The sequence below is a fragment of the Kribbella yunnanensis genome (assembly GCF_039529655.1).
In the GTDB taxonomy this organism is placed as follows: Bacteria; Actinomycetota; Actinomycetes; order Propionibacteriales; family Kribbellaceae; genus Kribbella; species Kribbella yunnanensis.
The window spans coordinates 173,012-192,769 of the sequence record NZ_BAAANF010000013.1 but is presented as its reverse complement, the minus strand read 5'-3'; the positions used below and the strand labels follow the sequence as shown (position 1 = coordinate 192,769).

Here is a 19,758-nt window from a genome sequence, read left to right as displayed (position 1 = left end):
CCGTACGGCGGCTTTGGCCTACCCGTAGCCCAATTCGTGCAGGCGCGCGTCGTCGATCCCGAAGTGGTGCGCGATCTCGTGCACCACCGTGATGTTCACCTCATCCACGACGTCCTCGACCGTCTCGCAGATCCGCAGGGTCGGATTCCGGTAGATCGTGATCCGGTCCGGCAGTACGCCGCCGTAGTAGTGCCCGCGCTCCGTCAGCGGGATCCCCTCGTAGATTCCGAGCAGCTCGCGATCTCCCGGCGGCGGGTCGTCCTCCACGAAGATCGCGACGTTGTCGATCAACGCCGCGAGCTCCGGCGGCACCTCGTCCAGCGCCTCGGCCACCAGCACCTCGAAGTCCGCCCGTGTCATCTCGATCACATCACCAGCGTAGTGACTACAGCCAGCCCTGCCTGCTGGCCTGAACGCCGAGCTGGAACCGGGTCTGCGCGCCCAGCGCCTCCTGGAGCCGCCCGATCCGCCGGGCGATGGTCCGCTCGCTGACCCCGACCTCACGCGCGATCGACTCGTCGGTGAGGCCCGCACTCAGATAGGTGAGCAGCCGCTTCGTCTCTAGGCTGGGTCCCGCGTCGACGTCGTTCAGCTCGGTCGTGTTGGTGATCGGTACGGCGATCCGCCACAGCGCCTCGAAGATTCCCTCGAGGCCTTCGAGCAGCGCCGATTCGTGGACCACCATCGCGACGAACTCGGGGCGGGCGTCTGGTGAGCGGGCGGCGACCAGGGCCCAGCGATGGTCGACCAGGGTCAGGTTGAGCGGTACGCGTGGGAAGACCCTGGCCTGCTCACCCGCGTCGATGCACTCCTGGGCCATGTGGAGCGCGGCCTCGTTCTGCAAGACGTGCGCTCCGTAGATGACGTCGTACCGGACCCCACGCTTGAGTGCGTCGAACAGGCCGGCCACGATCTGCATCTTGCGCGGCGCCATGATCGTGCCCATCGTCATCGCACGGACCTGGTGCTGCGCATCGGTCTGTACCGAGTCGATCACGGACTGTACGGCGTCGTACGTGGTCAGGAGCTCCAGGTGGTCCTGCTTGCCGGAGGCCGCCCGCCAGAGGTCTGTGAGAACGTCCGCGCTCTCCCTTATGAGTGCGGACTGCTTCGCGTGCTGCTCAGCGAGCGCTTCCACGGCGAGCCTCGGCGGCCGGACGACGACCTCGCCACCTACGTGCTCGACAAGGCCCCGCGCGGCCAGTTCGTCGACGTACTGCTGTGCTGGGTGCTCTACGTGGTGCTGCAGGAGCTCTAGGTAGAGCTTCTCCGCCTCCGGCGAGAGGTCTAGTGCGCGGAGCGCGTCCATGCCTCTGTGTACCACTGGCGACAGGTTCCCGCCATGCCGGTTTCTGACACCACTGGCGTCTCGTGCACACGCTCTCACCGGCAAATACTGACCGTGCTCTGTTCCCCTCGCGTTTCAGGAGACCCCGATGAGAAAACGCCTTGTCTGGCCGGTGGTGGCCGCTCTGGGCCTCACCCTCGGCCTCACCGCGCCGACCGGCGCTACCGCAGCACCGGCCTTATCCCCTGCATTGCCCCCTGCCTTGTCCCCTGTCGCCGAGCAGCTGCCGGCGCTGAAGGCACTCGCCGAGGCCGGGCAAGCACGGCTCGGCCTGACTCGCAGCCCGATGCAGGACGCCGCACTGGCCGCGATCGACCCGACGCAGTACGAGTGCTCGGCCGCACCGCCGCCAGTACTGTCCGCAATCCTCCCCGACGCGACGAACTGGACCCCGGACCAGCGTCTGGCCGCAACACTCGTACTGATCTTCGACATCCCCATGGTCGATGCGGTCTACCTGCCACAGAGCGGCCCGTTCACGTACGGCGCCGACGGTGACTTCACCTCCCAGGTCAACCGCACAGACCGCAGTCTGCGGACCTTCTGGGACATCCCGTCCGCCGGCATCGAACTGGTCCCCGCCCACGGCCACTCACTCCTCAACCCGGCAGTGAGCGCCCGAGTCCTCACCGCCCTGTACGGCGTCAACCCGGCCACGGCTCAGGCGGTCGGCGAACTGATCGCCGTACAGCTGAACACCCCAGCCCTCAACCAGGGCGACCTGCCCGTCTTCACCTTCAACGCCTACGCGGCCTCGGGCGGCGAGGTCATCCCCGGCTACCCCACAGCAGTACGCCGCATCGTCCTCGGCGACGGCGTCCTCGACGGCTTCGCCAAGGTCGGTCTGGGCGACGTGGCCCCCCGCGCGATCCTGGCCCACGAATTCGGCCACCAGGTCCAGTTCGCCGACAACCTGATGCGCACCGACCTCCCCGCCCCCGAAGCCTCCCGCTGGGCCGAACTGATGGCCGACGCGTTCTCGTCGTACTTCCTCGCCCACGCCCGCGGCGGCGCCGTCCAGTGGAAGCGCGCCCAGCAGTTCAGCCAGGTCTTCTTCCAGGTAGGCGACTGCGGTTTCAGCGCCCCCGGCCACCACGGCACCCCCACCCAGCGCATGCGCACCGCACTCTGGGCCTACACCGTCGCCGACACCGCCAGCCCCCAAGGCCACATCCTCCCCGCCCTCACCTTCCACGGCCTCTTCGTTGCCCAGTACCCCCAGCTGATCGCTCCGGACGCCTAACCAAGCAGCCCCGGACCGGTCCTCTCTCACCCCGGTCCGGGGCCCACCAATACTCGTTTTGGAAGCTGACGAAACCTCCTCTATGCTTACGGCTGTCCCTGGAGCTTCGGCTCCCGCGGGTCCGAGTCCCCATCGTCTAGTGGCCTAGGACGCTGCCCTTTCAAGGCGGTAACGCGGGTTCGAATCCCGTTGGGGATACGGTCGAAAGACCAGTGTCAGAACCACCTCGAAGATGCTGTAAGATCATCGAGAAACCTGGCCCAGTAGCGCAGTTGGTTAGCGTGCCGCCCTGTCACGGCGGAGGTCGCGGGTTCGAGTCCCGTCTGGGTCGCCAGGAGAAGGCGGCGGTGTAAAACACACCGCCGCCGAACTTTCTCCCCGGTCAGGTAGCTCAGCTGGTAGAGCGTCCGCCTGAAAAGCGGAAGGTCGGCGGTTCGAGACCGCCCCTGACCACCACCACCCTCTCCGACACCGGTGAGGGTTTTTCTTTTGGGGTTTTTCATCCCCAGCGTGCTCCTTCCCCTACCGCACGCCGGCGGTCAACCGCCGGCAAGTTCAATGGCTCACGTCGGACTGCGAGATAGCCCTCCGGCACCGCCGCGGACGATCCTGCACAACGAACACACACAGGGCAACGCATTCAGGAAGAGTTGTGACGATAAGGAACCGCGCGCTTCGGCTGCTCGCCTCGAGTGTTGCCTGACTCGGTGGCCGATGCACGCTCATAGTCGGTGAGGATGCCGAACACCTTCGATGCCTCGTAGAGGCGAGAGCGCTGCTGATTACCGATTGGCTGGAGAATCCCGACCTCGACATAGCTTTCCACGGCCGCGAACGCAGCGGATCTGCTCGCTCCGGTCAATCGCATGACATCTTCCGCAGAGATCACTGGATGCCCGATCAGCTCGGGAAGGAGGCGATCGGCTGCGCTACCTTTACGAGGTTTGAGCGAGGCTCGCCAGTCCAGTTCCAGATTCGCCAGGCTCGTTTGCAGAGCGGCTGCATCGTTGGTGGCTCGCCGCGTCGCAGTCAGGAACAGGTCCAGCCAATCGCGGAGGCCGTCGAGCGCCGACCGTCCATCCGGGGAGCCTGTGTATCTGAAGCTGGACAGACCGTCAACATATGCCGAGGCTCGAGTTGCGAGCGCGAGACTGATCGGCGGAACGAAGTCCTTTGCCAGCCCGCGCCTCTTGAGGACGACGTGGATGAGAGCACGACCGGTTCGACCGTTGCCGTCCATGAAGGGATGGATCGTCTCGAACTGTGCGTGGGCCAATCCAGCCTGGACCGTGCCGGGCAAATCGTCTCGGTTGACGAATGCACACAGATCCTGCAGGAGCGTCTCGACGAACTCCGGCGGCGGAGGCACGAAGGCTGCGTGGCAGGGATTGAAGTTGTTGCCACCGATCCAGTTCTGCGTGGTTCTGATCAGACCAGCGATCTCGGGCTGATCAGAGTACTCCATGAGAGCCCGATGAATGTCGAGGAGGTCCTTCACCTCAACGTTCTCGACCAGCGCAACAGACTGCACTGCAAGATCCATGGCTTTGACGTTGCCCAGGACAGCATCGGCGGTCGCATCCTTGTCCTGCACCCCGGCTGCCAGCTTCGCTTCATGCCTGGCGAGTCGCCGGCTGTTGACCTGCAGCCCCTCGATCTTGGACGAGGCGACAGCCTCGGCCCGCAGCAAGAACCTGGCCAGTTGCTCGAGGTGGCGCTCGCCGGGCCCACCGAAAGCTGCCAGGGCACGTTCGGCGTCGACGATGTCCGCCGTGAGCTCAGCACTGAAGTCCAATGCGTGGGCGCTGAGCAGGTCGGGCACGTACGCTGTGTACTCACACGGACGCCTGTGTTTGCGGGGCCCGTAGGCGTCGGGATTAGCCTGCCAGACTGCCGTGATCTGCTGACTCAAACCTGGATCTCCTCGTCGCTAAGTCCAGGTTAGCTCCATAACCTGGACTTACGGCGATATTAGTCCAGGTTAACCCCCTGTGGACGGCGATCCCGCCCGTGTGAACCAGGAAGCGCTCGGTTCGCTCGTGGAGCGCCGACAACTATCGGCTGGATGCCTCATCCTCACCCGAGTCCTTCTTCCCCCGAAGCGGCCTAAGACTCAGCCCTGCTGGGAGGACCAACTCAAAGGGAGCGACGACTGCGGCGTCCATCGAGGCTCTACAGACGAAGGGTCGCCTGGATCGAACCTCTGCGCACGTACCGCAACAGGTACCGCAACAGCAGGCGACGACGAGCGCTGGCGTGGGACCGCAGCCGGCCCTTGCTGAGATGCCACGCAGCCGAACGGATCCCACTGCCGAGCTGAACGCGAACGTCGGCGGTTCGAGACCGCCCTGACCACACTTCTCACCTGCGGCTTCTTGCAGCAGCGTCTGCCTAGTGGTCCAGCAACGCTGTTCATCTGCACAGCGGACCGGTCAACGAATCCTCCATAGCTGCTATGTCGCGGCAGCTTTCGCCTCACGGTCTGCGAGAAACTGGTCCAGCAGTTCGAAGAGCACCTTGATGACGTGCTGCTCCTGGTCCTCGGACAAGTCCCGTCCCCACCCTTCGGGAAAAGCTAGGTGGAGGACCTGACCGTCCCATCCATGGTTGCAATCACGGCCCCGTCTGGCCACAAGCCACTCGCTCCAGCCATTCAAACCTAGTCCGCCGTACCGCAAGGAGTGATCGTCGTACCCCCTGAGGTACCCCGTCAGACCGGCGAACGTGGTTCGACTGACGAACATCCCTGGTCGCCTGGCCACCTCGGCCCAGTAGTCGCGCTCGCTCATCCGCATGAGGTCCATCCGCCAATCATCCCGCGTCGAGGTCCGGCGACGGGTCCAGCAATACCGGGCACCGACTACAACGCCAGATCGACGTCGAGCCCTGCTCATCAACGACACAGCCGGTCATCGTGAGAAGCGCTGTCGGACTGAAAGTGGAAGGTCGGCGGTTCGAGACCGCCCTGACCAGCACCACCTCTCCGACACCGGTGAGGATCTTCTTGTCGGCTTGTTCTTCTCCAGCGTGCACCACCCACCCCCGGCGGTGCCTGCTATCGCGCGCTCCTTTCTTCTGCCGCACGCAGGCAGCCACCTGCTGGCACTCGCTCCAGGCTTAGAGGCCGCGAAGGGTCTCTTCGAACTCGACTACGAGGGCTTCGCCGGGGAAGCGTTGGCGTAGTTCTTGGTCGAGTTCTGTGGCGATCATCTGGAGGGGTGGCTTGCTTTGGCGGCCTTCCTTGAGACCGGACGCACCTAGCGCCACGGCTTGTTCGAGGTCGCCACCACGGCCTGCGACGACACCAAGGGTGAGGCGGCACTCGGCGATTCGCATCGGGCTCAGCTCGACGCCGTCAGGGGTGATGTTGTCGTCGATCACGCCGTGCGCGTACTTCGTGGCCAGCTCGTCATCGCCCGCGATTCGGTGCACGTCCATCGCGTAGTAGTCCCACTTGGCGGGGTCCACCTTGAAGTGGTTGTCCGGTCGATCGGGGTACGGCAGGTGATCGAGAATCTCTTTGCCGCGATCAAGCGCCGTTTGCAGACCCGAGTCACCTAGGCGCGCTTTGGCCTTGGCCTCCTGGGCGATGAGTTGGACCTGCACCGTGCCTCCAGGCGCCACGGCCTGGCCTCGCGCGGAAGCCGCGACGGCCTGGCGAAACCGTCCCTGGGTCAAAGCAAACCAGGCAGTCATCTCATGTCCCCACCCCACAATCTCAGGATGGCCGGCCTCGAGACCGAGTTGCATAGCTGCGCGACGCGTTGACTCCGCCGCGGTACGCATCCCAAGGTCGTACTCAACACAACCCGCCAGCAGAGCAAGCCATCCGCCGGCTACCAGCAGATCCGCGTGCGCCTTCAGACCGACGGGACGGTCCAGAAGCCCCGCGACGTGATGTAGCCAGCCATGCGCTTCCTGGCGCAACTCGAGGGCGTCGCGATGGTTGTACTGACAGCACATCTCCTCGACGGTAGATTGCAAGCTTTCCAGCGTGCTTGCCGTCGTGTCACTGGCTTGCATCCGCTGGATGAGTTCAGCAGTTTGCCACGGCGCCCGATCAAGCTTGGAGACCTTGTCCCCTCTCGCTGCTGAGATCAGTTCGCCCTTGGCCCGTAGTGCCTCATCACAGGCCTGCGCTACATCCGCAGTCGGGACCTTTCTGCCGTTCTCCAGATTCGACAGGTACGACCGGCTGTAGTGCGTCGCTTTGTTGAGGTCGGCCAAAGACCAACCCCTGTGTTCGCGATACTCCCTCAGCCGATCTCCGAAGGTCACATCTCCAGTGTCGCTCACGCCGTTGTATCCCTGCATCCTGAACCTGAGGGATACGCAGGAACCAGTGATCCAACGCCCGGTTGCCGACAAGCTGAACCCATGAACGGCACACGTACGGGGCGCGAAATCAACGGGGTCGAGTGGGCAGGCACAGGTCTCTGTGACGGCCTCCACCCGAACACCGGCATGCCGTGCATCCTCGGAGACCACAAGGGCTACCACCGAACCGCCGACGGCGCGGAATGGCTGGACGAGGACTGACTGCCTAGACCGGCGAGGCGTGCGTGTGAAGCCCTGTGAACCGCGTACGCCTCGCCTTCCACTATCGGCCAGATGCGCCTGGCCAGTGAGAGTGCGGAGCAGGTGGGCGGCCGACTCCGCACACAAAGCGGTCCCCGGGTCCCCGGCGAGGGCGGACTCGGGGACCGCTCTACAACCTCACGCCTCGGTCGGAAGATCTGAGTCCTGGGACGTCGGGCGGCTCGCTGCGGGTCTGGATGGCAGGTTCGTGCCGGTGGCTGCGGGACACAGGTGGGCCGGACTGGCATCGGCGGCGCGGTTTGCTGGCTGGACCCGCATCTTCTGCCGGGGACTGGAGCGATTCGCCATGAAGTACACCGTCTCGATCGAGATCGCGCTGCCGCGGGAGAAGCGGTTCAGTTGCTCGCTGACTCCGCGCACGTGCCGAAGTGGGTGCGGGGCGTGGTGCTGCATGAACCGCTGAACGGGCTGCACGGACAGGTCGGCACCAAGTCGCGCGTCGTGATGCGGATGGGGCAGCAGGAGATGGAGGCCATTGAGACCATCACGCGTCGGGAACCGGCGGACCTGCACGGGATCCCGAAGGACGCCGTCGTTCGCTTCGAACGTGAGATCGTTGCCGAGGGCATGTGGAATGCCGCGCGCGAACGACTGACTGAAGCCGGGCCGGAGATGACGCTCTGGGTGAGCGAGAACGAATTCCGGTTCAGCAGCTTGCCGATGCGGCTGGGGGCGACTTTCCTGCGCGGCGCCTTCCGCAAGCGGTCGCAACAGCACATGCAGGACTTCAAGGCGTTCGCCGAGCAGGGAACGGATGTTCGCGAAGCGAAGGGCTGACCCACGCGCTGGCTCTGCCGCGCACCCTCGAGACGTGTCCCATGGATTGTCGGAGCGGACCTGCAGCACTGTCTAACCTCCTGTGCGGCGCCTTGTGCAGGTGGTGCTGAGCGTGAACTGCCCGAGCCGCGCACAGTTAGACGGTGGTGGCGGTCCGCACTTGCCCGCATCCCTGCCTTCCCGCTCCTACGTGCTCGGTGGCTTCGGTCACCGTGCGGGAACAGCGGCCCAGCCGTCGAGTGAAGGAAGATTGTCGCCAGAAATCGATGTCCGGCGGCACAGTGCTTCCAGTCGACGCGACCTACGCGGGGGTGGGCGCACCCGTCCTAGACATCAAACCCTGGCTCACCGAATTTGCTCCCGGAGGCCACGTCCACGCAGCCGTCGTCATCCTCTGCCCGAGTGAAGGTGAGGACTCGTCGCGGCGGCCAGCTACGGACCGGGTGCCCGCGATAAGCGGGCAAGGGCGGGCGGTAGCCCGCGGGAGGGGCGCGGTAGCGCTAGGAGCGGGCGGAGCACGCACCGTCGCAGGGTGGGTGGGTGCGCGCGTAGCGGGCGCTGTGAGGAGCGCAGCGACGAATGGCGGCTGCGTAGCACGCTGGGGAAGGAGAATCTCTTCCCCACTACTCTCCCAATAGGCAGCGCCCGGCTGGCATCAAGAGGGGTTGAGGCGGCGGGTTTCGTAGGCCCACATGGCGATTTCTACTCGGTTTCGGGCGCCGATCTTGGCCATGACGGCTGTTAGGTGGGTTTTTACGGTGCTGAGGCTGATGTGGAGGTCTGCTGCGATCTCGGCGTTGGTGCGGCCGCGGGAGGCGGCTAGCAGGACCTCTTCCTCGCGGGGCGTGAGGGGGTCGGTCGGTTGGGCCGGGGCGTGGCCGGTGGGTTCGGCGAAGGCAGCCAACAGGCGTGCGGTGATGTTGGGGGCGATCAGGGCGTCGCCGTTCGCGGCGGCGTGGATGGCTTGGACCAGGAGGTCGGAGCCGGCGTCTTTGAGGAGGAATCCGCGGGCGCCGGCTTTCAGGGCGCCGTACACGTATTCGTCGAGGTCGAAGGTGGTGATGACGACGATGGGGAGTGGGTCGGGGACGCCGGGGCCGGCTAGTTCGCGGGTGACGGCGATGCCGTCGAGGCCGGGCATTCTGATGTCGAGCAGGCAGACGTCGGGGCGGAGGCGGCGGGCGAACTCGACTGCTTCGACGCCGTCGGCCGCTTGGCCGACGACCTCGATGTCGGGTTGGGCGTCGAGGATCATCGCGAGGCCGGTTCGGACGAGGTCTTGGTCGTCGGCTACGAGGACGCGAATGGTCATCGGCGGACCGCCGTTCGGGGGAGTACGACGTCGACGGACCAGCCGCGGTCAGAGCCAGGACCTGCGGTGAAAGTGCCGCCGAGCAGGGTGGCCCGCTCGGTCATGCCGGCCAGGCCGTAGCCGAGCGAATTCCCCGGCGCCGAGGTGGCCTCGCCGTCGTCGTGGACGGTCAGCCGAAGAGAGTCGTCGTACGACGTCAATCGGACATCGATGCGCGTTGCGTGGCGGGCGTGCCGGATGGCGTTCGTGATCGACTCCTGGGCGATTCGGTAGATCGCGGCACCGACCCCGGGGCCGAGGTTGTCGAGGTCGCCCGACATCGAGACCTGGACCCGCGGCCGGTCGCCGACACTGCGGGCGAGCCGTTCCAGGTCGGCGACTCCCGGTTGCGGCACGAGCGCCGCCGTACCGTCGTCTCGCAGCAACCCGACCATCGTCCGCAGCTCGGCGAGGGTACGCGTGCCCTCGGTCTCGATGATGTCGAGCGCATCGACTGCGGCTTCCGGGCGGGTGGCGGCGACGGCTCGGCCGGCCTGGGCGCGGATGACGATGGCCGAGACGTGGTGAGCGACCGTGTCGTGTAGCTCGCGGGCCAGTTGCTCGCGCTCGCGGAGTCGTACCTGGTCCAGTTCGCGGAGCCTGGCGGTACGCCGGTAGCGCGCCGCGTGGCCGAGTGTCGCCGGGAAGAGCAGGAACATGCCGCCGAGAACCGCTTCGCCCCACCCAGGGAAGTCGCTGGCGGTTCCAGTCACGAGTGCCACCAGGACGAAGATCAGCCCGATGAGGACCTCGCGACCGGACGCCCAGCGGAGGAGCGAGTACGGCAACAGCACCACGCAGATCATCGAGTAGAGGCCGAAAGGCGCGCTCCCACTGATCAGCACCACGGTGTTGATCAGGATCAGAACGCTGAACACACCGACCACTACCTGCAACGGATGGGTACGGCGCCAGAGCAGCGCGTACGCGATTGCCGCAGCGAGCACCAGCGCGACGGGCGGCCACACCACGTCCTTGCTGAGCACGACCTCCAGCACGCCGCCTATCAGCACGCCGGCGACGAGCACCCAGTCGCGCCACACCCTCCTGGGCGGCTCGGGTGCTCGCGGCTCGCGCAGTAGCGAGCGGACGGCGTTTCTCAACATGCACACAGAGTAGAGACTCCGGGCCGCCTGGCGTATCGGCTCAAAGTACGGGACCCGACCTGGCTCATCGGCCGAGGGAAGTCCGGCTCATCGCCCGAGGTGGCACCCAGCCCTTCGACCGCAGGCTGAACCCAACTCTCGCCGAAAGGAACCGTCATGAGGTCGAACCTGTACAAACTGGGCCGGTACGCCGCCCGTCGGCCCTGGGTGGTGATCGGAGCGTGGCTGGTCGTAGCGGCACTCGTGATCGCCGCTTCCGGGGCCTTCGGCAAGAAGCTCGAGGAGTCGTTCGGGGCACCCGGTGTCGACTCGCAAGCCGCGACCGACCTGCTGTCGACCGCGGGAGCGGATCAGGCCGGGCTCACCGCCCAGGTCGTCGTCACTCCGAACAACCCGGCCGCGACGCTCACCGCGCCCGAGCTGCAGACCGCCCTGACGCGAGTCCGAGAGACCGCGGCGTCGTTGCCGCACGTCGTGTCGGCGGGCGATCCCGTGATCTCGGTCGACGGCAGGGTCGGGCTCATCCGGCTGCAATACCCGGTGCTCGACAAGCTCGAGCCGAGCGATCTCGAGAATCTGAAGACATTGAGCTCGGTGCAAGGGCCGCTGCGGATCGAGCTGGGCGGAGACATCTTCTACGCCTTCGAAGAAGCCCAGGCGGGTCTCGGCGAGGCGGTCGGGTTGATCGCGGCCATGGTGATCCTGCTGCTCGCCTTCGGGTCGATCATCGCGATGGGCCTGCCGATCGGTATGGCGGTGTTCGGCCTCGCGCTGGCGATCAGTTCCCTGGGCCTGGTGAACTATCTGATCGACCTGCCCAGCTGGGCGCCCGTACTCGGCAGCATGATCGGACTCGGCGTAGGCATCGACTACGCGCTGATGATCGTCACCCGGCACCGCGAGTACCTGACCGCCGGGATGGCAGTCGAAGAAGCCGTCGGCCGAGCTGTCTCCACGGCCGGGCAGGCGGTGCTCTTCGCCGGTGGCACGGTCGTGATCGCAATCCTCGGGCTGGCGGTGGCCGGCGTACCGTTCATGACTGCCGGTGGCATCGCCATCTCGCTGATCGTGCTGACCATGGTGCTCGCCTCACTCACCTTGTTGCCCGCGTTCCTGGGCTTGGCCGGGCACTGGATCAACCGCCTTCAGGTACGGCGGGTGCGGTCAACTCCTGGTTCCGGATGGCAACGGTGGGCGGGCCACGTGTCCAGGCACGCAGCCGTTTACGCCGTCGGCGCGACTGTCCTCCTGCTCGCATTGGCCGCACCCGTGCTCGCGCTCCGCGTCGGTACACCTGATGACGGCGCGCTCCCGGTACAACGCACCGAACGCCGCGCCTACGACCTGGTCGCCGCGGGATTCGGTGCCGGTAGCAACGGTCCGCTGGTGATCGCGGCCGACATCTCGCGCGATCCGAACGTCATCCAACCCCTGTACGACGCGATCGGGGCCGACCGCGGTATCGCATCGGTGGCGCCGCCTCAGGTGAATTCCACGGCCGGCGTTGCGACACTGATCGCCGTACCGACGACTGGTCCGCAGGACGACGCGACGATGACCACTGTCGAACGGCTGCGCGCCGAGGTCTTCCCTTCGGTACTGCGGGACAGCCCGGCGAAGGCGCATGTCGGCGGTCAGACCGCGACCCTGGCGGATGTCGGTGCGAAGGTCAATGACCGGCTGCCGTGGTTCATCGGCGCGGTGATCCTGTTGTCGGTCGTGCTGCTCATGGTGGTGTTCCGGTCGGTCGTCGTACCGCTGAAGGCTGCTCTGATGAACTTGCTCAGCATCGGCGCGTCCTTCGGCGTCGTCGTGATGATCTTCCAATGGGGCTGGGGCGCGAACCTGATCGGACTGGAGTCGACGGTGCCGATCCTGCCGTTCATCCCGATGTTCATGTTCGCCGTGGTGTTCGGGCTGTCGATGGACTACGAGGTGTTCCTGCTCAGCCGGATCCGCGAGGAATACATGCGGACCGGTGACAACACCAACTCGACCATCCACGGCATCACGACGACGGGTCGCGTGATCACTTCGGCAGCGCTGATCATGATCGCGGTCTTCGTCAGTTTCTCGCTGGCCTCCGACCCGACGGCCAAGATGTTCGGGCTCGGCCTGGCGACCGCCGTACTCGTCGATTCGACCATCGTGCGCTTGATTCTGGTGCCGGCGTTGATGAAGCTGCTGGGTGACGCGAACTGGTGGATGCCCGCCTGGTTCACCCGACGCACGCCGCGGCCGGCGCTACAACAGCAAACTGTCGGTGCGGAGTAGCACAATCGCAGCAGCAGTCGACGAGGGGAAGAGGGAACCATGCTGACGCAGGTTGCAGAGGGTGTGCTGGTCCACCAGAGCGAGTTGCTCCAGAACAACACCGCCGTGGTGCAAGGCCGGAACGGCGTGCTGGTCATCGACGCCGGGATCACGGACGCCGAAATGGCGTGCCTGGCAAGCGACCTGGATCAGCCGGTCGTGGCGGGCTTCTCGACACACCCGGACTGGGATCACGTGCTCTGGCACGCCCAGCTCGGCGAGGCGCCCCGCTACGGTACGACGGGTTGCGCGGCCTTCATGCGCGATCTGCGGTCGAACGCGGATTGGGAGGCACGTGTCACCGCGGGGCTGCCTCCGGAGATTGCCGACGACATGTCGCTGGAACTGTTCGGCCTCATCACGGATCTGCCTGCGGGTGAGATTCCGTGGGATGGCCCAACCGTCCGGATCATCGAGCATCCGGCGCATGCCACGGGCCATGCGGCGCTGTTCATCGAGGAGAGCGGGGTGCTGGTGGCCGGGGACATGCTCTCCGATCTCTTCGTGCCGATGCTCGACTTCGACGCTGATCCGATCGAGGACTACCTCGTTGGACTGCAACGGCTCGAGGAGGTGGCGGACGGCGTCGAGGTCGTCGTCCCGGGGCACGGGTCGGTCGGCTCGGGCGACGTACGCAAACGGATCGAGCAGGACCGCGCGTACGTGCATGCCCTGCGTGACGGCGGCGCGTTCGATGACTCGCGCATCACGGATCCACCGCCTGGCTGGGATTGGGTGAGCGACATCCACAACGGACAGGTCCAGCAGTTCGCCAACTGGAGGGCGAGGTGAATGCAATTCTCTGTGACGTTCGGAGCGGTGGGGCCAGGTCGTGATCCACGCGGTCTGGCCGAGCTCGCGCGGATGGCCGAGGACTGCGCGTCGTCCCTGGAAGCTCGCGGCCGAGGCGGTCGCCCTCGACCACCTGTCGAACGGCCGACTCATCGTCGGCGTCGGAATCGGCGACCCCGGTGATCCGTTCCTGGCCGGCGTCGGCGAACCGACCGACCCGCGGGTGCTCGCCGAGATGCTCGACGAATCACTCGAGGTCATCACCGCCCTCTGGACCGGCCAACCCGTGCACCACAACGGCAAGCACTACCAACTAGCCGGCGCTCAGCTCACCGCTCGCCCACTCCAACACCCCCGAATCCCCATCTGGGTCGGCGGCAACCTGCTTATCCCCGCAGTCCGCCGCCGCATCCTCCGCTGGGACGGCTCCACCGCCTACAAAGGCCCCACCACCGCATCCCAAAAGCTAACCCCACAAGACATCCGCTCACTACTTGCCGACCGCAACGAACCTCTGGACATCAAGGTCCGCCTAGGCGACGGAGACCCCGCCGCCTACGCCGAAGCCGGCGCCACTTGGTGCGGCCGCTGGATAGCCCCCGGCCCGCGATCCGAAGCCGAAGTCATCCTCCGCCAAGGACCACCACAGCTACGGGCGTAGCGGGCCGAAGAGGACGCGACTAAGGAGGGCCATCAGGATCAAGGCCAGGAGGCCTGTCAGGGCAACGATCGAGATGATGCAAGCGATGTTTCTCGCGATCGCCAGATTTCGGGTGCTGTGGGTGAAGTTGTCGGTCAGGACGGCGAGTGCTGCGAGCATCACGAAGCCAATGATGGCAACGATCATGAGGAGGACGTGGTGACCGCCGAGGGTGCCGGTGGCGGTGAATTTCGAGGTCGTGTCGAGCCATGGCCCGACGGTGTACATCCAGATCGCGGTCGCCAGATCGCTGACCATCAGGAACCAGTACATGGTCGAGGGCCGCGACACGGCCTGCTTCAGAGCAACGGCTTCGGGGTCCTTCGGGCGCACCAGTACCGGGTTGCGGGCGGTGCTCAAGCTACTCAGTCTGCGGACGGCCATCGTGCTACTCCTATCGCCCGGAGCGACGTCCGCCTCTCATCGCGAACGTCCTTCTGACGCTAGTGAGCCTGAGCACGCAAGGGCCTGGCGAATTCCGATGTCGTGACGACATCAACGCGCCTGGTGAACCGCCGCAAGCTCCGCAACCAACGGTTCGCCGGCACCCCGGGTGCCCGTGAACCACGGATGAACGGTCCCCGGCGCAGCATCGACGTACCGGCTGATCTCGTCCCGCGTCGGACCACCACGGAAGACGGGTTCGTCAGCATCAGGAACAGCCTGATTCAGTACGGCGGTCAGTCGCGCGAGCCGGCGGTTCCGCGTCTTCGGCTGCCGCGAAAGCCGGATCTCCACCATCGCCCGCCGCCACTCACTCAACACGAACTGCGCCCTGCGTTGCCGAACCAGCTCGTCGTCGCCATCCGTCAGAGCCGGCGAGGTCTCATACCCCGGGTCGAAAACATCGGCCCGAACATCATCAGCCGACGCACCCCGCAACGGAACGTCCTGGGTGAAGACTGGCGCCCCGACTCCGAACTGCTCGGCGTCACGCCCCGACCGCAACTTCAGACGGACCGGCGCATGCGCCTCCCCGGAACGCCGGTCGACAAGTCGCACCATCAACTGGTCCGCGATCACCGAAGGCACCCGCGCACCGAACGCGGGTACGACCACGCGGACCGCTGAGCCTCCCCGCGACTCGACCATGCGGATCTCCGTGGCGACGACACGGGCGCGCACCTGACGAGGATCGACCGGGCTGCTCAGCGTCGTACTGTCTCCGCCGCCGAATTGAACTGTCGGCAACTGCCTGAGAACGCCGCCAACCGGGACGGCGAGCTTCAACCGACTCCACGCTTCAGCGACGGCATCGAAGCACTCGTCGGGCCCGCCGGTCACCTGGCTTGCCAGGCCCGCGTATCCACTCGTAACCCGTGACAGCGAGGAATACAAGGCCCGCGGCAACGAGGACGCGGAGTTCGCCAGGCCTGTTAGGTAGGTGGAGAGCTCGCCCGCTGAGCGCCGAGCCAGTATTACCGCCTGCCCGTTGCGGTGCTCCCGTAGCGATCTCGATCGCAAGGTCCGCGCAGCCCGCGCTCGAACGACCGCGCGCTCGGCATCCAGCAACGCCTGATCCAAAGGCACCTGCAGCCAGCGGTCCAGCGCGTCGATCACCGCAAGCCTGCGCCAAGGCCCCGACCTGGCAGCCTCAACCGGAACCTCGGTGGTGAGTTGCGAGGCCAGGCCGGCTCGGAGTTGGTTCAGACGCCGGATGCAGTCCTGCCCCACAACGGCTTCCAGGAGATCCCGATCCGCCGCGTCCCATCCGTCGACCGCAACCGATCGCCATCCGCCCGGATCCGCCAGATCGATTCCGACACTGACGCCGGCCCCGAGTTGCGTCGTACCGGTCAGGTCGGCCGGCGGCTCGTCGGCCAGCCGGACCTCGGGCACACCACCCCCGCTCCCTGGCACGGTCAGGACGGCGATCATCGAAGTACCTCCTCCGCGCACTGCCGGACCGGCGGGTCGAGATCGTTGATGATGTCAACAATGGGCCGACGATGCGTTGGAATAGGGATCCTTAAAGGGTAGGTCTGCAGGGAAGACGCGTAAAGACATCGGCGAAATCAGGATGCCCGGGCGAATTGCCAGGCATTGACGGAACTCAGGCGGGAAGGACAGTCGGCGGGTTTCGACGGGCCGGCCCAGGGCGGTTCCGAACGGCGAGCGAGCTCGAGGATCGCCAGTCTCTGCAATCCGTTGTATTTGCCGCCATTGCTCCAGACCATGAGGGACATCTCCCCCGCGGACGGGTACCGCAAACGGCGCAGATCGGTCGCGCTGCGCAGAAACTCCGCGCGCAGCCCGTCGCGGAACGCATCGATCCGTTCCTCGACAGCCGCGGCTTCCTCATCGATCGGCGCCGTCTTCGTCCAGGTCCCCGGGTCGTGCCGCACCCAGCACATGTACTCCACGAAGGCGAGCACCAGGATGTGAGTGGCCGGGGTGAGCCCGGTCGACCGCTCGGCGATCTGCCGGAACAACTCACTCAGTTCCTGCTGCTCCCGCCAGATCAGCCGGACAGTCCGAAAGACCAACTCGGCATCGCCACCAGCGGCCGGCCTTTGCGGGAGTGCCAGTCGTTCGACCTCACCGGGCCAGGACGGTACGTCGTCGATCTGGCCGCTGTCGTTGACCGCCAGGCACGGAAGCCGCGGGTGCCGGCGCCGCATCTGGACCGCCGCACCTCCGAGCGTGGTCCAGGCCCGGCTGTGCTCGCCGATCGCGCGGTAGGACATCGCTCGGGCGACCCTCATCAGGATCGTCGCCAGGTACGCATCGGACAGCTCGGCGTCGTGCAGGATGCGCGAGGCCTTTCGCCAGTTCCCCAGCTCGAGCGCCTCGATCACGCCGATCATGGCCGCGGAGGGTCTGGCCGAACACCCCTTGCGAAGGGCGATGGCGTCACGGTGAGCATCGGTACTACCGCCGGGAGTCTGCTCATGGGGGCACCTGCCTCGATCATCGAACGGCTGCGGTCGTGAGAAGCTCCTGTCGCTGGCTTGTCCATCTACAGCTGTTCTACCCGCGCATCCACCTAGATACACAGTAGATTCAGTAGAAAGGTGGATTTCCTCTTTCGGAGCCTTGATCAGGCCGGAGAAGTCACGGGATGATCACGATGCAAGCGGTCTTGCTAGCGCCTCAGCCGTTCCACAGTTGTCGATGCGGACCCTGGATCTGTCCACGCTTGAACTTCACCTGTAGTTAGGTGTAATCCGGTGTAGGGTGACCGGATCCATCCTTGGACGCTGACCCTCCAGGAGTGAACCCTTGGCCCCCTCGCCAGAGGCGGTACTCGCCGAGCGGCTGCGCGCGCTCAGACAGTCGCAGCGGCTGACCCAGGCGAAACTGGCGCGCGCACTGGGCGGCACCAAGGGCGTCTCGGTCTCGGCGATCAGCTCGTATGAGAACCCCTCCGACCCCAAGGTTCCCCCCGCCAGCCGCCTCCGCGCCTACGCACTCTTCTGCGCCCAGGACCACGCCACCGAAGCCGTCCCCCAACTCGCCCGCGAAGAGGACCTCAACTCCTCCGAACGAGAAAAGTTCGCCGCGCTTTACCGCGAACTGACGGGGCTCCGAGACGCCGCCCGGAACAAGGCCAGTACGCCGGCTGCCGGCGCTGGCCTCTGGTCCTTCGACGAAGGTCCGGTCACGGTCATCTGCCCCGAAGCACCCGCTGCCTATCGGTCGCCGCTGGCAGACGAAGCAAACCCCAACTACACCCGCATGTACCGGTACGCCGATGTGGACGCGTTGATCGAGCTGTGGGGGCACCTGCGCGCCTGCAATCCCGAGCTGGAAGACCTGGCGCACAAGTTGCCGGAGGAAGCGGTCGCACCCGACCTGACCGGTCACTTGATCGTGCTCGGCGGGATCGTCTGGAACGACGTCGCCCATCAACTGCAGCCGTTTCTGCGCGATCTGCCGATCCAGCAGGTCGAAGTAGATGACTTGCTCAACGGCGAGATCTTCAGTTTGCCCGACGGTCAGGAGTTCCGGCCGCAATGGGGCGAATACGAGCGGACCTTGGAAAAGGCGCCAACCAAGGAACAGATCACCGCGGAGCAGACCGAGGATGTTTGGCGCGACGGTAAAAGGCGCAGCCTGATCGCCGATGTGGGATTTCTGGCCCGGGTTCCCAATCCCCTCAATCACACGCGCACGCTGACCGTCTGTAGCGGGATCTACAGCCGTGGAGTTGTCGGCGCAGTCCGCGCGCTCACCGACATCGCAGTTCGCGAGCGGAACGAGGCGTACCTCGCGAGCCGGTTCCCGAGCGGATCCTTCGCGCTCCTGATGCGTGTTCCATTGCTGAACGGTGGGGCGATGTCGCCCGATCTTGGGGAGCCCTACAACCGGCTCTACGAATGGTCGCCGAGTGACGAGGCGGTTGTGTGAGCCGTCGAATCGGTCAGCGGCATTCCCATGCATCCCTGTTACGCGATGTGTCGACCTCCGCGGTACCCCCGAGCCGCAGTCGGCTGGACGCGATCGTCGTACCGGCCGCGCGTCCTGCATCGGCTCTGCAGAACATCATCGAACTGTCCGCGACGCTGTCTGTCCCGTTGGTGGTTCTGTGTAGCCATCAGACGAGTGGCGAACAGGTCCGCGAGCGCGTGGAAGAGTGTTTTGGCGCCCGCGCACTGATCGTCGACGTACCAGGCGACTATCAACTCCCGGAGCAGTCGTATGCGACCGCGGACCCGACGTTCTTGAAGGCGTCTGCCGATCGGTCCAGCGATCTCAGCACCAAGCGCAACATCGGCCTGTTGCTGGCGCGACTGCGCGGCTGGAACAAGATCCTCTTCGTCGACGACGACATCAGCCACCTTCGTCCGTACGACGTCGCGCGCCTCACCAGCGTGCTCGACCGGAACCCGGTGGCCTCGATGATCACCCGGCGGTTCCCGGACAACTCGGTGGTCTGTCACGCTCGACGGCTCGCCGGGTTCGAGCAGGACATCTTCGTCAGCGGGGCGGTGCTCGGCGTACAGGTGCAACATCCGGACTTGTCGTTCTTTCCCGATGTCTACAACGAGGACTGGTTCTTCTTCGCGCGTCAGGCCGCTGACCGCCATCTGCCCAAGGTCGGTGAAGTTCGGCAGCTCGACTACCAGCCGTTCTACGATCCGCAGCGGGCGGCCCGGGAGGAGTTCGGCGATCTGCTCGCGGAGGGGCTCTATGCACTCTTCGAGAGCACGCCAGGATGGGACTTCGACGATCAGCTGAAGCTCGCCAGGCGCAGCTATTGGAGCGACTTCCAGGAGATCCGCCTGGAGATGATCCAGGAGACGTTGGACAAGCTGGCGCCGGCGCATCACCCTCACGTGCGGAGCGCGGACACGTCGCTGCGCGCAGCGATGTCGCAGGCATCGGCGATTGATGGCGGACTGTGTGTCGACTACCTCGAAGCATGGCAGCAGGACGAGCGCAGATGGCGGAAGCGCCTGGTGAACCTGAGCCCTGCATCAAGCGATCGCTACGCATTGGCGGAGCTCGGCCTGCCCGCCGGAATCGCCTGCGGTTACGGGGCCGAAGTCCTGTCCCGCTGATCGTTTCACTTGAGGCCGTTCACCG

At 65.7% G+C, this 19,758-nt stretch carries 17 protein-coding genes and 3 tRNA genes; 11 read left to right on the top strand and 9 right to left on the bottom strand.

The features are described 5' to 3' along the window. Nucleotides 1-18: 18 nt before the first annotated feature. Nucleotides 19-369, bottom strand: coding sequence for a metallopeptidase family protein (locus ABD231_RS18815; RefSeq protein WP_344153182.1), 351 nt, complete (start codon nt 367-369; stop codon nt 19-21). Nucleotides 370-385: 16 nt separating this feature from the next. Beyond that, nucleotides 386-1,309, bottom strand: a complete 924-nt coding sequence (locus ABD231_RS18810) for a LuxR C-terminal-related transcriptional regulator (RefSeq protein WP_344153179.1) — start codon at nt 1,307-1,309, stop codon at nt 386-388. A 127-nt stretch (nt 1,310-1,436) separates the two neighbouring features. On the opposite strand from ABD231_RS18810, the gene ABD231_RS18805 reads away from it, so the two are divergent. From ABD231_RS18805 to ABD231_RS18790, 4 genes are all read left to right on the top strand, one after another. Beyond that, nucleotides 1,437-2,591, top strand: a complete 1,155-nt coding sequence (locus tag ABD231_RS18805) for a hypothetical protein (protein WP_344153176.1) — start codon at nt 1,437-1,439, stop codon at nt 2,589-2,591. Between the two features lie 125 nt (nt 2,592-2,716). After that, nucleotides 2,717-2,789: transfer RNA gene (locus ABD231_RS18800), tRNA-Glu, on the top strand. A 59-nt stretch (nt 2,790-2,848) separates the two neighbouring features. After that, nucleotides 2,849-2,925: transfer RNA gene (locus tag ABD231_RS18795), tRNA-Asp, on the top strand. A 46-nt stretch (nt 2,926-2,971) separates the two neighbouring features. Then, a tRNA-Phe gene (locus ABD231_RS18790) sits at nt 2,972-3,047 on the top strand. Nucleotides 3,048-3,231: 184 nt separating this feature from the next. Here ABD231_RS18790 and ABD231_RS18785 read toward each other — a convergent pair. Both ABD231_RS18785 and ABD231_RS18780 read right to left on the bottom strand, forming a co-directional pair. After that, nucleotides 3,232-4,413 (bottom strand): Fic family protein, encoded by a 1,182-nt coding sequence (locus ABD231_RS18785; protein ID WP_344153173.1) that lies wholly within the window; start codon nt 4,411-4,413, stop codon nt 3,232-3,234. A 1,295-nt stretch (nt 4,414-5,708) separates the two neighbouring features. Next, nucleotides 5,709-6,887 carry a helix-turn-helix domain-containing protein gene (locus tag ABD231_RS18780; protein ID WP_344153170.1) on the bottom strand — a complete coding sequence of 393 codons (1,179 nt, stop codon included), beginning with the start codon at nt 6,885-6,887 and terminating at the stop codon, nt 5,709-5,711. 81 nt (nt 6,888-6,968) lie between these two features. Between ABD231_RS18780 and ABD231_RS18775 the strand changes: the two genes are divergently transcribed. Both ABD231_RS18775 and ABD231_RS18770 read left to right on the top strand, forming a co-directional pair. Beyond that, a complete protein-coding gene (locus ABD231_RS18775; protein ID WP_344153167.1) occupies nt 6,969-7,130 on the top strand; it encodes a hypothetical protein in 162 nt (53 codons plus the stop codon). Nucleotides 7,131-7,571: 441 nt separating this feature from the next. Beyond that, nucleotides 7,572-7,967 (top strand): SRPBCC family protein, encoded by a 396-nt coding sequence (locus ABD231_RS18770; protein ID WP_344153164.1) that lies wholly within the window; start codon nt 7,572-7,574, stop codon nt 7,965-7,967. A 655-nt stretch (nt 7,968-8,622) separates the two neighbouring features. Here the strand turns inward: ABD231_RS18770 and ABD231_RS18765 are convergent. Continuing rightward, the gene (locus ABD231_RS18765; RefSeq protein ID WP_344153161.1) at nt 8,623-9,279 is read right to left on the bottom strand and encodes a response regulator; all 657 of its coding nucleotides are present in this window, start codon (nt 9,277-9,279) and stop codon (nt 8,623-8,625) included. Further along, on the bottom strand, nt 9,276-10,424 hold the full coding sequence (locus ABD231_RS18760) for a sensor histidine kinase (RefSeq protein WP_344153158.1): 1,149 nt from the start codon (nt 10,422-10,424) through the stop codon (nt 9,276-9,278). Before ABD231_RS18760 ends, ABD231_RS18765 begins: the two co-directional genes overlap by 4 nt. A gap of 156 nt (nt 10,425-10,580) precedes the next feature. On the opposite strand from ABD231_RS18760, the gene ABD231_RS18755 reads away from it, so the two are divergent. From ABD231_RS18755 to ABD231_RS18745, 3 genes are read left to right on the top strand one after another with little or no spacing between them, the layout of a single operon-like run. Beyond that, nucleotides 10,581-12,698: an MMPL family transporter gene (locus ABD231_RS18755; RefSeq protein WP_344153156.1), complete on the top strand. Its 2,118-nt coding sequence runs from the start codon at nt 10,581-10,583 to the stop codon at nt 12,696-12,698. Nucleotides 12,699-12,737: 39 nt separating this feature from the next. Beyond that, nucleotides 12,738-13,529, top strand: coding sequence for an MBL fold metallo-hydrolase (locus ABD231_RS18750; protein WP_344153154.1), 792 nt, complete (start codon nt 12,738-12,740; stop codon nt 13,527-13,529). 40 nt (nt 13,530-13,569) lie between these two features. Further along, complete coding sequence (locus tag ABD231_RS18745; RefSeq protein ID WP_344153152.1) at nt 13,570-14,190, top strand: LLM class flavin-dependent oxidoreductase; 621 nt, start codon at nt 13,570-13,572, stop codon at nt 14,188-14,190. Here ABD231_RS18745 and ABD231_RS18740 read toward each other — a convergent pair. The 3 genes from ABD231_RS18740 to ABD231_RS18730 form a co-directional block, all read right to left on the bottom strand. Further along, the gene (locus tag ABD231_RS18740) at nt 14,179-14,613 is read right to left on the bottom strand and encodes a hypothetical protein (protein ID WP_344153149.1); all 435 of its coding nucleotides are present in this window, start codon (nt 14,611-14,613) and stop codon (nt 14,179-14,181) included. The genes ABD231_RS18745 and ABD231_RS18740 overlap by 12 nt on opposite strands. A 111-nt stretch (nt 14,614-14,724) precedes the next feature. Then, a complete protein-coding gene (locus ABD231_RS18735) occupies nt 14,725-16,107 on the bottom strand; it encodes a hypothetical protein (RefSeq protein ID WP_344153146.1) in 1,383 nt (460 codons plus the stop codon). 137 nt (nt 16,108-16,244) lie between these two features. After that, on the bottom strand, nt 16,245-17,036 hold the full coding sequence (locus ABD231_RS18730) for a hypothetical protein (protein ID WP_344153143.1): 792 nt from the start codon (nt 17,034-17,036) through the stop codon (nt 16,245-16,247). A gap of 415 nt (nt 17,037-17,451) precedes the next feature. Between ABD231_RS18730 and ABD231_RS18725 the strand changes: the two genes are divergently transcribed. Both ABD231_RS18725 and ABD231_RS18720 read left to right on the top strand, forming a co-directional pair. Further along, complete coding sequence (locus ABD231_RS18725; protein ID WP_344153140.1) at nt 17,452-18,579, top strand: helix-turn-helix domain-containing protein; 1,128 nt, start codon at nt 17,452-17,454, stop codon at nt 18,577-18,579. Between the two features lie 47 nt (nt 18,580-18,626). Then, nucleotides 18,627-19,733 carry a hypothetical protein gene (locus tag ABD231_RS18720; protein WP_344153137.1) on the top strand — a complete coding sequence of 369 codons (1,107 nt, stop codon included), beginning with the start codon at nt 18,627-18,629 and terminating at the stop codon, nt 19,731-19,733. The last annotated feature ends 25 nt before the right edge of the window (nt 19,734-19,758 follow it).